At 74.1% G+C, this 13,463-nt stretch carries 12 protein-coding genes and 1 pseudogene; 7 read left to right on the forward strand and 6 right to left on the reverse strand.

The annotated features are described in order from the left end of the window. Positions 1 to 65 precede the first annotated feature (65 nt). The 4 genes from ACWEQL_RS22825 to ACWEQL_RS22840 all read left to right on the forward strand — a co-directional run bounded on the left by ACWEQL_RS22825 (position 66) and on the right by ACWEQL_RS22840 (position 4,225). On the forward strand, positions 66 to 1,799 hold the full coding sequence (locus ACWEQL_RS22825; protein ID WP_452152137.1) for a M48 family metalloprotease: 1,734 nt from the start codon (positions 66 to 68) through the stop codon (positions 1,797 to 1,799). Positions 1,800 to 1,837: 38 nt separating this feature from the next. Then, a complete protein-coding gene (locus tag ACWEQL_RS22830; RefSeq protein WP_452152138.1) occupies positions 1,838 to 2,935 on the forward strand; it encodes a hypothetical protein in 1,098 nt (365 codons plus the stop codon). Between the two features lie 103 nt (positions 2,936 to 3,038). Further along, entirely contained in the window at positions 3,039 to 3,704 is a 666-nt protein-coding gene (gene msrA, locus ACWEQL_RS22835; protein ID WP_452152139.1) for a peptide-methionine (S)-S-oxide reductase MsrA, read from the forward strand. Positions 3,705 to 3,853: 149 nt separating this feature from the next. Then, positions 3,854 to 4,225, forward strand: a complete 372-nt coding sequence (locus tag ACWEQL_RS22840) for a cupin domain-containing protein (RefSeq protein WP_452152140.1) — start codon at positions 3,854 to 3,856, stop codon at positions 4,223 to 4,225. Between the two features lie 17 nt (positions 4,226 to 4,242). On the opposite strand, the gene ACWEQL_RS22845 is transcribed toward ACWEQL_RS22840, so the two are convergent. The 6 genes from ACWEQL_RS22845 to ACWEQL_RS22870 all read right to left on the reverse strand — a co-directional run bounded on the left by ACWEQL_RS22845 (position 4,243) and on the right by ACWEQL_RS22870 (position 10,034). Then, complete coding sequence (locus ACWEQL_RS22845) at positions 4,243 to 4,770, reverse strand: DUF1203 domain-containing protein (RefSeq protein ID WP_452152141.1); 528 nt, start codon at positions 4,768 to 4,770, stop codon at positions 4,243 to 4,245. 91 nt (positions 4,771 to 4,861) lie between these two features. Next, positions 4,862 to 5,662: a hypothetical protein gene (locus ACWEQL_RS22850; RefSeq protein ID WP_452152142.1), complete on the reverse strand. Its 801-nt coding sequence runs from the start codon at positions 5,660 to 5,662 to the stop codon at positions 4,862 to 4,864. Further along, positions 5,659 to 6,213 (reverse strand): SigE family RNA polymerase sigma factor, encoded by a 555-nt coding sequence (locus tag ACWEQL_RS22855; RefSeq protein WP_452152143.1) that lies wholly within the window; start codon positions 6,211 to 6,213, stop codon positions 5,659 to 5,661. Before ACWEQL_RS22855 ends, ACWEQL_RS22850 begins: the two co-directional genes overlap by 4 nt. Positions 6,214 to 6,294: 81 nt before the next feature. Then, complete coding sequence (locus tag ACWEQL_RS22860; RefSeq protein ID WP_452152144.1) at positions 6,295 to 7,575, reverse strand: L,D-transpeptidase; 1,281 nt, start codon at positions 7,573 to 7,575, stop codon at positions 6,295 to 6,297. Positions 7,576 to 7,748: 173 nt separating this feature from the next. Beyond that, positions 7,749 to 8,087, reverse strand: a complete 339-nt coding sequence (locus ACWEQL_RS22865) for a hypothetical protein (RefSeq protein ID WP_452152145.1) — start codon at positions 8,085 to 8,087, stop codon at positions 7,749 to 7,751. A 546-nt stretch (positions 8,088 to 8,633) separates the two neighbouring features. Continuing rightward, positions 8,634 to 10,034 (reverse strand): cystathionine beta-synthase, encoded by a 1,401-nt coding sequence (locus tag ACWEQL_RS22870; RefSeq protein ID WP_452152146.1) that lies wholly within the window; start codon positions 10,032 to 10,034, stop codon positions 8,634 to 8,636. A gap of 178 nt (positions 10,035 to 10,212) precedes the next feature. On the opposite strand from ACWEQL_RS22870, the gene ACWEQL_RS22875 reads away from it, so the two are divergent. The 3 genes and pseudogenes from ACWEQL_RS22875 to ACWEQL_RS22885 form a co-directional block, all read left to right on the forward strand. Continuing rightward, positions 10,213 to 11,370, forward strand: coding sequence for an SGNH/GDSL hydrolase family protein (locus ACWEQL_RS22875; protein ID WP_452152147.1), 1,158 nt, complete (start codon positions 10,213 to 10,215; stop codon positions 11,368 to 11,370). Between the two features lie 94 nt (positions 11,371 to 11,464). After that, positions 11,465 to 12,685 carry an acetyl-CoA C-acetyltransferase gene (locus tag ACWEQL_RS22880; protein ID WP_452152148.1) on the forward strand — a complete coding sequence of 407 codons (1,221 nt, stop codon included), beginning with the start codon at positions 11,465 to 11,467 and terminating at the stop codon, positions 12,683 to 12,685. A 290-nt stretch (positions 12,686 to 12,975) separates the two neighbouring features. Beyond that, a pseudogene (locus ACWEQL_RS22885) lies at positions 12,976 to 13,463 on the forward strand (hypothetical protein); the annotation flags it as partial.

The following is a 13,463-nucleotide window of genomic DNA, read 5'->3' on the forward strand; positions in this document are numbered from 1 at the left end:
CACCCGCACCACCGCACATCCGCCCCACCGGGCCGTACCCCCGCGGCCCCGCCAGGAGAACCCCCATGGGCGCGTCCCCGTCCGCCGCCTCCCCCCTCGTCCCCGGCCCTCGCACCACCGGCGCCCCGTACTCCTCCGGGAGGGCCACCTCGCTGCGGGCGCTGACCGCCGTGGCCCTGCTCGCCGGTTTCCACCTGCTCGCGCTCGGCATCGTGCTGGGCCTGCTCGCCGTCGACGTCGCGCTGTACCGGGCCTCCGACGGGCTGCGGCCCTCGCTGTTCAAGATCTGGCTCTGCACCTCCCTGATCGCCTACCCCGTGGTGCGGGTGGTCTTCCTGACCCGGCGCCGCACCGAGCACCACGACCTGCCCGGCCTGGAGGTCACCCGCGCCGATCAGCCCGCGCTCTGGGCGGCCGTCGACCGGGTCGCCGAGCGCTCCGGCGTCCGCGGCCCGGCCACGGTCCGGCTGGTCCCCGACGTCGACGCGGCCGTCCGGGAGGACACCCGGCTGCTCGGGCTGCTGCCGGGCGAGCGCCACCTGGAGCTCGGCACCCCGCTGCTGATCGGGCTCACCGAGGGCGAGCTGGAGGCCGTGCTGGCGCACGAGTTCGGCCACTTCGCGAACCACGACCTGCGGCTGGGCGCCGTCACCGTGGCCGGCCGCACCGCCCTGCGGAACGCCGTCGCGGACCTGCACGAGCGGGCCGACCGCCGCCGCGCCGCCTTGGAGGCCAAGCTGGCCGCCGAGGCGGCGAAGCGGCTGGCCAAGGGGCGCGGGCCCGCCCGCAAGGAGGCCCTGGACGGCGTCGACCGGGCCCTGGCCAAGCTGTTCACCTGGTACGCCGAGCTGTACTTCCGGGTCTCCGAGTCGGCCTCCCGCCGCCAGGAGTACGCCGCCGACCTGGTCGCCGCCCGGGTGGCCGGCCGCGACGCCACCGCCGCCGCGCTGCGCGGGCTGCCGCTGCTCGACGCCGCCCGGGAGCTGTACCTCGACGCCTACCTGGCCCCCGGCCTGGACGCCGGGCTGCTGCCCCCGCCCGGTCAGGTCCACGGCGGCCTCGCCCGTCTGCTGGCCGACCCCGAGCGCCGCCGGGAGCTCGCCGCCCTGCCCCCGGACGGCGACGCGGACGGGGCCGACCCGTACGACTCGCACCCGCCGATCCGGCTGCGGATCGCCGCGGTGGAGGCGCTGCCGGACGACGGCCGGGGCCCCGGCGCCACCGCCCCGGCGCTCGGCCTGCTGCGCGACGCCGATCAGGTGTTCACCGAGCTGGAGCGCGTCTCGACGGTGCCTGAGGCCGCCGGGCTGGAGCGGGTCGACTGGCCCGAGCTGGCGCACCGCTCGATGACGGCCCGTACCCGCGCCGACGCCGAACCGCTGCGCACCGCCCTGACCGGCCTCGGCCTGCCGGCCACCCTGGACGGCGCGCTGAGCGCGATCGAGTCCGGCCGTCTCCGGGAACTGGCCGCGGCGATGCCGCTCGGCGAGGAGGCCCGGGCCGCCACCGGACGGGCGGCCCGCGAGTTCGCCCGCGCCGCGCTGCACGGGCCCCTGCTGGCACTGGCCCTGACCACCCTCGCCGACACCGGCGCCGCCCGCTGGTCGCTCTCCTGGAGCGGGCCGGCCGGGCTGCACCGGGCCGAGGGCGACGACGAGGCGCTGGCGCGGGCCCTCGACGCGCTCGACGCGGCCGAGCCCGACCCCGCCCCGCTGCGCGCCCTGCTGACCCCGTCGACGGCCCCGCCCGTCCCCGCGGCCCCGTCCACGGCGGCCGTCCCCGCCCCCGCCGGTCCCTGACCGGTCCCGCGCCACCCTCACATCCTCAAGGTTCCGCCATGCCAGCCCCCGTCATCGTCATCCTCGTCTCCGTCGCCCTGGTCGGCGTGCTCAAGCTCGTCACCTGGGTCCTCAACCGCTACGTCGCCCGCAAGGAGGCCGAGATCGAGGCCTGGCACGGGCGCGTCGTCACCGAGTACGGCCTGCGGCCCCAGGACCGCCAGGACACCCGGCGGGCCTGCCCCGCCCCGGAGCTGGACACCGCCCGGGCCACCGCCCGGTCCGGTGACTGGCAGGCCTGCGCCGAACTGCTCGCCGCCGCCGGCGACGACCAGGAGCGGCGCCACCGGATCGCCGAGGAGCTGGCCGACGTCGCCGCCGAGGACGACGAGTGGCTGGAGGCCTGGCGCGCCGGCCGTCCCGGTGACCCGGACGCCGCGGCCGTCCACGCCGCCGCGCTGGTCAAGCTCGCCTGGAACCTGCGCGGCGCGGCCTCCGCCGAGGACACCAGCGAGGAGCGCGCCGAGGCCTTCCACCGGGTGCTCGGCCAGGCCCGGGAGGCCTGCGCCGAGGCACAGGCGGCGACCCCCGCGGACCCGCTGCCGTGGACCACCGAGCTGTGGGTCGCGCTCGGCCTGAACTACCCGGCCGAGGAGTTCGAGCGGGTCTGGGCCGGGCTCACCGCGGCGGCCCCGCACAGCTACCCGGCGCACTACGCCGCCGTGCAGTACTGGTGCGCCAAGTGGCACGGCTCCGAGGAACTGGCCAACGCCTTCGCCGACCGCGCCGCCACCGCCGCCCCCGAGGACAGCCCGCTGGCCGGGCTGCGGCTGGTCGCGCTGTTCGAGCACGAGCCCGACGGCGACGACGCCGGCGCCTACTGGTCCACCCCGTACGCGAGCGCCGCGGTGGACGCCGCCCGCCGCGCGGCGGACGCGGCCCCGGCCGGCCACCCGTACGCCGCCGAGATCCGTCACCTGCTCGCCTGGTGCTACACGGTCACCGACCGGCCGGCCGCCGCGATGGAGCAGTTCACGCTGGTCGACGGGTACGTCGAGGCGCTGCCCTGGCGCTACGGCGAGGACCCGGCGGCGTACTTCTGCGAGATCCGGGCGGTCGCCGCGAACTTCGCCGCCAAGGAGCGGCAGGCCGCCTGAGACCGTTCACCGACGGCACGGCCGCTCCCGGAATCCGGGGGCGGCCGTCCGCGTTGAACCGTGCGCCACCTTCCCGCACCTCCGACCCGAGCAGGAGCAGGCCGTGCTGTTCAACCGCCACAAGACCGCGCCCGTCCCCGCCGACCGGGCCCTGCCCGGCCGCGACACCCCGGCCTTCGAGCTGCGCGAGCCGCACACCGTCCTGGGCCATCCGCTGACCGGGCCGTACCCCGAGGGCCTGGAGGTCGCGGACTTCGGCCTCGGCTGCTTCTGGGGCGCCGAGCGCGTCTTCTGGCGGCTGCCCGGCGTCTGGACCACCCTGGTCGGCTACCAGGGCGGCCACACGCCCCACCCCACGTACGAGGAGGTGTGCAGCGGGCTGACCGGGCACACCGAGGCGGTCCGGGTGGTCTTCGACCCGGCCGTGATCACGTACGAGCGGCTGCTCAAGACCTTCTGGGAGGCGCACGACCCGACCCAGGGCAACCGCCAGGGCAACGACGTCGGCACCCAGTACCGCTCCGCCCTCTACACCCACTCCCCCGCCCAGGCGGCCACCGCGCTCGCCACCCGGGACGCCTTCCAGCCCGCGCTGACCGCCCTCGGCCTCGGCACGATCACCACCGAGATCGCCGCGGCCGGCCCGTTCTACCCCGCCGAGCCGTACCACCAGCAGTACCTGTCCGACGCCAAGAACCCCAACGGCTACTGCGGCCTCGGCGGCACCGGGGCCTCCTGCCCGATCGGCGTGGCCCGCACCGGGAGCTGACCCCGTCCCAGGGCCGCAGTCCCAGGGCCGCCGTCCCGGGTGCACGGACCGGCAGGACACCCCCGGCCACCCGGAGCAGACTGGAAGGACCAGCAGGACGGGCCCGCCACCGCGTTCCCGGTGGCGGGCCCGATGGCCGAGGAGCAGCCATGGCCGGTCTCATCCGCAAGAGCTTCGACGAGCCCGAGGAGGTCCGCCCCTTCGAGGCGGGCATGGGGGAGCTACGGCTCGTCAACCAGGAGGCCGGCGCCGTCGGGCGCGCGGTCTTCCAGCCGGGGTGGCGGTGGTCCGAACACATCAAACCGATCGCCGGGACGGAGAGCTGTCAGGCCGCCCACATGGGGTACATGATCTCCGGGCGGATGAAGATCGTCATGGACGACGGCGAGGAGGCCGAGTTCGGCCCCGGCGACTTCATGATCTGCCCGCCCGGCCACGACGCCTGGGTGGTCGGCGACGAGCCCGCCGTGGCCCTCGACTGGCAGGGCTTCACCGACTACGCCAAGCAGAGCGGTTCGTAGGAGCCTTCCGACGGCTCCTAGGCCACGTGCCGCGGGCGCTCGCCGCAGGTGGCGTCCCCGGCGCGGCGCACCTCGTGCAGGAAGCAGCCGAAGCGCAGCGCCCGCACGTGCAGCAGGGCCACCTCCGGGTCGGCCAGCAGGCCGGCGGCCGTGGCCTCGGCGGTCTCCGGGGTGACCGGGACGCCGTCCAGGATGCGCCCGGCGGCGTCGTAGGCGCGCAGCACCCGCTCACCCTGATGGAACCCGTCCGGCCAGCCCGGACCGGCCCCCGGGCACGGTTCGGCGTGCACGAAGACCGGCCCGGTCTCGTCGTACGGGCCCGGCTCGGCGCCCGTCTCGGCCGCCCAGCGGCGCAGCGGGGCGTACCCGAGCAGCGCGATCCGGTCGCCGGGCAGGGCCCGGGTGAGGCAGCAACGCAGCGGGGCGCCGCCGGCCTCGTCCACGGACAGCACCGGCGGGCGGCCCGCGTCGTCGCGCCGGCGCAGCTCCGCCAGGACGAGCGGCTCGATCGGGCGGACGGTCAGGGAAACGGTCGTGGTCGTCATGCCGTCCAGCCTGCCGCCACCGGACCGCCGTCACCGGCGGGTTTCGGTCGTCGCGCTGCGCCTGATCCGGGCGGCCCCGCCCAGGGAGGGCTTATCGGGCGGTGCCGTTGCCGGCACTCCAGCCGGTCGCGGTCGGGGCGGTCGCGGCCGGGCCGTCCGGGCCGCTGCCCGGGAGCTCGGCCAGTTCCCGGCCCTCGGCGTCGTACGCGACGATCGCCGGGGTGTTCCCGGTGCCCGGGCCGTCGCCGACCCCGGGCAGGACCACGTAGTACGCCGTCCAGCCGTTCATGCCGGTGGTGGTGACCAGGGTGGCGGTGGTCGGGGTGCCGTCGCGGTAGGCCGTGATCCGGGCCGGGGTCGGGCCGAGGTAGAAGCCGGTGGCCACGATCCGGTCCGAGGAGATGCTGCTCTGCCGGTAGAGGCTCGGCAGGCTGTGGTCGACGTTGTCATTGCCCGCGTTGTGGCAGCCGGAGTTCGCGCCCCAGCCGCCCTCGGGGGACCAGGACTCGTCGCACGTCTCGTTGGCGGTGACCCAGATCCGGATGTGGCCCGGGACCACGTCGACCTTCTCCCCCGGCGCCACCTGCCGCACCGGGGACGGCTCCACCGGGATCGAGCCGGCCACCGGGCTCGGGCTGGCGGAGGGCGCGGTGGCCGTGGGGGTCAGCGCGGCCCCGGCGACCCCGGCCGCGCCGCCGGCGCCGCGGGCGTTGCCGAGCGTCACGGCGGTCACCAGGCAGACCCCGGCCACCCCGGCGGCCACGGCGACGGTGCCGACGGTCCGTCTGGCCCGACGGCGACGGGCCCCGGCGATGATCACCCCCGGGTCGAGCCGGACCGGCCCCTCGTCGTCCTCGTGCAGCAGTTCGCCGAGCCGTTCCTCGAAGCTCACACCTTCACCTCGATGTTGCTAGCGGTCTGACCCGCCGTACCGTCGGTGCGGTCGGCGAGTTCGGGCAGTGCGCGCAGCTTCCCCAGGGCCCGGTGGAGGGTGGACTTGACCGTGCCGGGGGCGATGCCCAGTTCGGCGGCGGTGTCGGCCTCGCTCAGGTCGCCGTAGTAGCGCAGCACCACGACCGTCCGCTCCCGCCGGGTGAGGGTGGACAGCGCCTGGTTCAGCAGGGCCCGCTGGGCCTGCCGCTCGGCGACGTCCTCACTGCCCGGCAGCTCGAAGGCGTGGTCGGTGGGCAGCTCGCGGTTGCGCAGCCGCCGCCACCAGTCACGGTGCTGGTTGACCACGATCCGCCGCACGTAGGCGGTCGGATCGTCGCCGGTGATCCGGTGCCAGTGCAGGTAGGCGCGTTCCAGCGCGGACTGCACGATGTCGGACGCCCGGTGCGGATCGCCGGTCAGCAGCTCGGCCAGCCTGGTCAGCTGGCGGCCGTTGCCGATGACGAACGCGGTGAACTCGGCGTCCAGGCACTGTCTCTGCTCGCGTTTCACATCCCCTTGACTCCTCGACCGCCGCGCGGGGTTCGGTCCTCGGCGGAGGAATTTCCGGGAGTCCGTACGGGACGGCGCCGGTCAGAGCGCGCTGCCGGCCTTCCAGGCGGCCCAGGACAGGTTCCAGCCGTTCAGCCCGTTGGAGGGCTCGACCGTCTTGTCGCCCGAGTTCACGACCTCGACCACGTCGCCGGTCATCGAGCTCTGGTAGAAGCGGTAGCCGTCCGTGGTCGGGTCCTGCCCGCCCTTGACGTCGCGCAGGCCCACGCAGCCGTGGCTGGTGTTCTGGCTGCCGAAGGTCGAGGCCGGGGACCAGTAGTTGCCGTGGATGAAGGTGCCGGAGGTGGTGAGGCGCTGCGCGTGCGGCACGTCGGCGATGTCGTACTCGCTGCCGAGCCCGACGGTCTGGGAGTTCATCCGGGTCTGCTGGAACCGCTCGGAGATCACCATCTTCCCGCCCCAGGTGCGGTACTCGGGCGAGCCGCCGGAGATCGGGTACACGGCGCTGACCTGGCCGTCGGTGGTGACGGTGAGCTTCTTGGCGGCGAGGTCGGCGACGCTGGTCTGGGCGCGGCCGACGGTGAAGCGGACGTCCTTGGACTGGGTGCCGTAGACGCCCTTCGCGCCCTCGACGTCCTTGAGGCGGAGCTTGAGGGTCACCCTGGTGCCCTTGGCCCAGTACTCCTGCGGCCGGAAGTCGAGTCGGGTGCTGGAGAACCAGTGGCCGACGATCTCGACGCCCGGCTCGGCTATGACGGTGATCGCCCCCTGCACGGCCTTGCGGTCGGTGACCGGCTTGCTGAAGTTGATCGAGACCGGCATGCCGACGCCGACGGTGGAGCCGTCCTCGGGGGTGAAGTAGCCGACGAAGGTGTTGGCCGGGGTCGCGGTGGTGAACGAGGTGTTGGCGTCCGCCTCCAGCTTGTCCTTGTCCAGCGCGGCGGCGGTGACGGTGTACTTGGTGCCGCTGGCCGGGGAGGCGGCGGAGGTCCAGGCGGTGCCGTCGGAGGAGAGCTGCCCCGCGAGCGCCTTGCCGGTGGAGTCGGTGACCGTGACCGAGGTGAGGGTGCCGTCGGCGACGGTGACCCGGACCGGGTCGCTGAAGCTCGCGGAGGCGGCGCCGTCGGCGGGTGTGACGGTGATCACGGCGACCGAGGTCCTCGGCGAGGGGCTCGCGCCGCCCGTACCGCTGCCGCCCGTACCGCTGCCGCCGGGGCCGCCCGTGGCGCCGCCGGACCCGCCGCCCTTGCCGTCCTCGCAGGCGGCCAGCAGGAGCACCGGCGCCCCCAGCAGGCCGGCCAGCACACCGCGCCGGCTCCAGTTGCCTCCGGCCGTCCGCCGCTGACCGTCCCGTGCCGTCACGTCGCGCTCCTTGTTGATCAATTCCGGGCATTACGGATATGGAAACGCAATCCGATCCTTCACGGTTCCATCACCAACGGGATCAGATCGTATGAGAGCACTTCGGATACCGCCAAATATGGACAAAAACGCCCGACCCGCAGTGCGGGTCGGGCGTCCGTGCCGCGGGGCCGTCACTCGGCGGTCTCGTCCACCGTGTACTCGTCCCAGCCGTCACCCTCGGGGTCGAACTCGGTCTGCGCGGACTCCCAGGTCGCCGAGGCCAGCTCGACGCCCGGGACGTCGCCGAGCAGCGCGACCGGGTCGATGAAGTGGGCGAGCGAACCCGACGGGTCCACCTCGATGGCCTCGACGGACTGGGTGCGCTCCTCGTCGTCGAGGTACTCGTCGTCCGCCACCTGCTGGAGGGCGGCGGCCTTGAGCGCCTGCTCGTCGGTGATCTCCGCGATGAGCTCGATGGTGAGCCGGACGTAGCGCGGGGCGTCCTGGCCGGTCGTTTCAGTGCTGGTCATGCGTGCGAGCGTACGGGAAAGCGGGCGGACGCGATCGCGGCGGGCGACGCGGCACAGCGCCGCGGCCGGGGGCCGGCGACCGGCGCACGTCGGCCGGGTGAACGCGAAGGGGACGGACGGGAAGGGGACGGACGGGAAGGGCCGGCCCCTCCGGGGAGGGACCGGCCCGTCCGTCCGCGCCGCTCCCCCACCCGGGAGCGGCGCGGACGCGCCGGACGGCGCGATGGGTGCCGCGGGAGCCGCCGCACCCTGTGACCGGCCTGGCCGGACAGGGGCGGGACGACGGCGTCCCCCACGGACGGACACGGAGGGCCGGGTCAGGACCGGCCGACGTGCCCCGGATGACCGCGGTCGCCGGGGAGCCGCTCCCGGACGGTTGCCGTCATCTCGCTCGGCGTTCTCGCCGTGACCACAACGATGGCGGAGCGTTGTTAAGCGCGTGCTGCGCGCAGATGACGCCGGTGTACCACTTCGCCCGTGGACGAATCTTCAGATCGTCCGACGGGCGGGCGGGCTGAGGTCGGGTCAGCCCGGCCGCCCCGCGGGTCAGTGGCCGGTGCGGGCCGTCAGGAAGCCCAGCAGGTCCTGGCGGGTGACGATGCCCTGCGGCTTGCCCTCCACCAGCACCACGGCCGCGTCGGCCTTCTCCAGCACGGTCATCAGGTTGGTGACGGTCTCGCCCGAGCCGACCACCGGCAGCGGCTTGGACATCACCTTGTCCAGCGTGTCGGTCAGCTCGATCTCCTTCGCGAAGATGCCCTCCAGCAGCAGCTTCTCCACCACCGAGCCGATCACCTCGCCGGCCATGATGTCCGGGTGACCGGCGCCCGGGGAGACCACCGGCATCTGCGAGACGCCGTACTCGCGCAGCACCCGCACCGCCTCGGCGACGGTCTCGTTCGGGTGCATGTGGACGAACTGCGGGATGCCCTCGTGCTCGATGGCGTCCTTGCGGGCCAGCACCTCGCCGATGTGGGCCTCGTCGGTGGCCGAGGGCAGGAAGCCGTAGTCGGCCATCCAGTCGTCGTTGAAGATCTTGGACAGGTAACCGCGGCCGCCGTCCGGCAGCAGCACGACCACGACGTCGTCCGGCCCGAGCTCCTTGGCGACCTCCAGCGCGGCCACCACGGCCATGCCGCAGGAGCCGCCGACCAGCAGGCCCTCCTCCTTGGCCAGGCGGCGGGTCATCTGGAAGGAGTCCTTGTCGGAGACGGCGACGATCCCGTCCGCGACGGTGCGGTCGTAGGCGGTCGGCCAGAAGTCCTCACCGACGCCCTCGACCAGGTACGGCCGACCGGTGCCGCCGGAGTAGACCGAGCCCTCCGGGTCGGCGCCGATCACCTGGACCTTGCCGCCGGAGACCTCCTTCAGGTAGTTGCCGGTGCCGGAGATGGTGCCGCCGGTGCCGACACCCGCCACGAAGTGGGTGATCCGGCCGTCGGTCTGCTCCCACAGCTCGGGGCCGGTGGAGTGGTAGTGCGAGGCCGGGTTGTCCGCGTTGGAGTACTGGTCCGGCTTCCAGGCGTTCGGGGTCTCGCGGACCAGCCGGTCCGAGACGTTGTAGTACGAGTCCGGGTGCTCCGGGGCGACGGCGGTCGGACAGACGACCACCTCGGCGCCGTACGCGCGCAGGGTGTTGATCTTGTCGGTGGAGACCTTGTCCGGGCAGACGAAGATGCACTTGTAGCCCTTCTGCTGGGCCACGATCGCCAGGCCGACGCCGGTGTTGCCGGAGGTCGGCTCCACGATGGTGCCGCCGGGCTTGAGCGCGCCCGAGGCCTCGGCGGCCTCGATCATGCGCATCGCGATCCGGTCCTTCACCGAGCCGCCGGGGTTGAAGTACTCGACCTTCGCCAGCACTGTCGCGCTGATGCCCTCGGTGACCTTGTTCAGCTTGACCAGCGGCGTGTTGCCGACCAGGTCGATGATCGAGTTGTGGTACCGCACGGGGGTCCTCCCGGTCTGTGGGCATGCGAGTGCTTATCGGTACCCAAAGCCTATGACTCCGGATGGCTCACGCGGTCCGATAGCGCACAGGTCCCACCGGGTACCAAAGAACTGTGCAGGCACGTGCGGCCCCGCCGGGGGCGCCGGAACGAGGACGCGCGGACGCGAAGGGGGCCCAATGACCGGGGCACAGGACTCGCGGGCCAGGGTGGCCCGCCGGATCGCGACCGCCGCCGCCTACGGGGGCGGCGGGCTCGGCCTGCTGGGCGTCGGCCTGGTCGGCGTGCTGCTGACCGAGAGCAGGCTCGCCGTCCAGGCCATCGGCGTCCTGGACGGCGACCCGCCCAAGGCGGACGGCGTCTACGGCGAGGCCTTCGCGGACGCCGGCGCCGAACCGCAGCCGCCGCTGGTGCTGGCGTTCCTCGGGGACTCCACCGCCGCCGGGCTCGGGGTGCTGCGGGGCCGCGACACCCCGGGCGCGCTGCTCGCCGCGGGTCTCGCCTCGGTGGCCGAACGCCCGGTGCGGCTGGTCAACGTGGCCTTCTCCGGCGGCCGCTCGGCCGACCTCCCCGGCCAGCTGGAGCAGGCCCTGCCGCACCGGCCGGACGTCGCGGTGATCATGGTGGGCGCCAACGACGTCACCCGGCACAGCCCGGCCCAGGTGGCCGTGCGCCAGCTCGGCGAGGCGGTCGCCGCGCTGCACGCCAACGGCTGCGAGGTGGTCGTCGGCACCTGCCCGGACCTCGGCACCATCAAGCCGGTCCGTCCGCCGCTGCGCTGGGTGGCCCGCCGGCTCAGCCGGCAACTGGCGGCCGCCCAGACCATCGCGGTGGTGGAGTCCGGCGGCCGGACCGTCTCGCTGGGCTCACTGCTCGGGCCGGAGTTCGCGGCCCGGCCGGAGATGTTCGCCTCCGACCGCTACCACCCCTCGGCGCAGGGCTACGCGACCGCCGCGATGGCCGTGCTGCCCTCGGTCTGCGCGGCGCTGGGCCTGTGGCCCGAGGAGGACCGGCCGGTGGGCCCGGAGGCCGCCGAGACCGTGCTGCCGGTGGCGGTGGCCGCCGCGGCGGCGGCCGGGCAGTCCGGCGCCGAGGTGGCGGCGGTGGGCGGGGCGGGCGCCGTACGGCGCTGGGCGCTGATGCGTCACCGGCTGCGGCTGGGCCTGCCGGGAGCCTGGTCGGAGTCGGCGGAGGCCGCCCGCGAGCCCGGGGCGCCGCCGGGCGAGGCCCCGGACGCGCCGTCCGGGCCCGGGGACGCGCCCGCCGGACCCGGGAGCACATCGGCCGGCCCCGGGAGCACGTCGGCCAGCTCACACGCCGGGGCGGGTGACGCCTGAGCTACCAGACGGTAACTTTCCTCCTCGGGTGTCCGTCCGGTCGAGTGCCGTCGGGACGCCCGGTAGCCGAAGGTCACTCAGCGAGGAGCCCGCCATGCCCGAAGCCGTCATCGTCAGCGCCGCCCGTTCGCCGATCGGCCGGGCCGGCAAGGGCTCGCTGAAGGACGTCCGCCCGGACGACCTGACCGCCCAGATCATCGCCGCCGCGCTCGCCAAGGTGCCGCAGCTGGACCCGCGCTCGATCGACGACCTGATGCTCGGCTGCGGCCTGCCCGGCGGCGAGCAGGGCCACAACCTGGCCCGCGTCGTGGCGGTGCAGATGGGCATGGACTACCTGCCCGGCGCCACCATCACCCGGTACTGCTCCTCCTCGCTGCAGACCACCCGGATGGCGCTGCACGCGATCAAGGCGGGCGAGGGCGACATCTTCATCTCGGCCGGTGTCGAGACCGTCTCCCGCTTCGTCAACGGCTCCTCGGACGGCCTGCCGGGCACCATGAACCCGGTCTTCGACGGCGCCCAGGCCCGTACGGCCAAGCGCGCCGAGGAGGGCGGCGGCGAGTGGCACGACCCGCGCGAGGACGGCCTGGTGCCGGACGCGTACATCTCGATGGGCCAGACCGCAGAGAACCTCGCCGCGCTCAAGGGCGTCACCCGGGCCGAGCAGGACGAGTTCGGCGTGCGCTCGCAGAACCTGGCCGAGGCCGCGATCAAGGCCGGCTTCTGGGACCGCGAGATCACCCCGGTCACCACCCCGGACGGCACCGTGGTCAGCAAGGACGACGGCCCGCGCGCCGGCGTCACCCTGGAGGCCGTCCAGGGCCTGAAGCCGGTGTTCCGCCCGGACGGAACCGTTACCGCCGGTAACTGCTGCCCGCTGAACGACGGCGCCGCCGCGCTGGTCATCATGTCCGACACCAAGGCCCGCGAGCTGGGCATCACCCCGCTCGCCCGGGTGGTCTCCACCGGCGTCAGCGGCCTCTCCCCCGAGATCATGGGCTACGGCCCGGTCGAGGCCTCCCGGCAGGCGCTGAAGCGGGCGGGCCTGAGCATCGGCGACATCGACCTGGTCGAGATCAACGAGGCCTTCGCCGCCCAGGTGATCCCGTCCTACCGCGACCTGGGCATCGACCTCGACCGCCTGAACGTCAACGGCGGCGCGATCGCGATCGGCCACCCCTTCGGCATGACCGGTGCCCGGATCACCACCACCCTGATCAACTCCCTGCAGTGGCACGACAAGCAGTTCGGTCTGGAGACCATGTGCGTCGGCGGCGGCCAGGGCATGGCGATGGTCATCGAGCGCCTGAGCTGACCACCCTCGGCGCCGCCGGACGGGCCTGGACACCCGTTCGGAGTGACGCAGAGTAATTGAGGGCCGGATCACACCGAAAGGTCGATCCGGTCCTCTTTTCTTTCGATTTCGGCCCGGAAATCGACACTGCGGAGCGGATCAACTCCGCAGCGTAGAGCGGTGTTACCTAACAATTTGGGGACAAGAGCGAAAGTCCCGGACAAATTAGACATTCGCCACTGCGGTAACAGCCCACCATGCGGCAATGTGGAGACGTAACCCCGTTCCACTCCTCCCTAGGAGTACGTTCCGTGAGCGCCGTCTACACCATCCTGCTGCTGATCCTGATCGCCGTGTCGACCGCCGTACTGCTCCACCTCCGGGGGCTCTCCCGCCGGCTGGACGCCCGGGACGCGTCCGCCGCCACGCCCGCTCCCGTCGACGAGGCGGCGATACGCCGGGCCGTCGCCGACGCGCTGGCGGCCGACCGCGAGCGGGAGATCACCGAGGCCCGGGCGTTCTGGGCCGAGCAGGAGGCCCGCGCGGCCGAGGACGCGCCGCTGTTCGACTCCCCGTACGGCGGGGTGCCGGGCGTCACCGACGAGTGGCCGCTCTTCTTCCCCCGCCCGGTCGGCCCGGCCGACGCCCCCGACAACGCCGGCACCATGGACCCGGAGTTCGGCGAGGCGCTGCGCTCCGCCCTGGAGGACCTGATCAACGAGGGCGGCAACGGCCCGGCCGAGCCCGCCCCCGGCACCGAGGGCGGCGCCCCGCTGCGCCCCGGCCACCCGGCCGGCCA

It is taken from the genome of Kitasatospora sp. NPDC004240 (genome assembly GCF_053603215.1).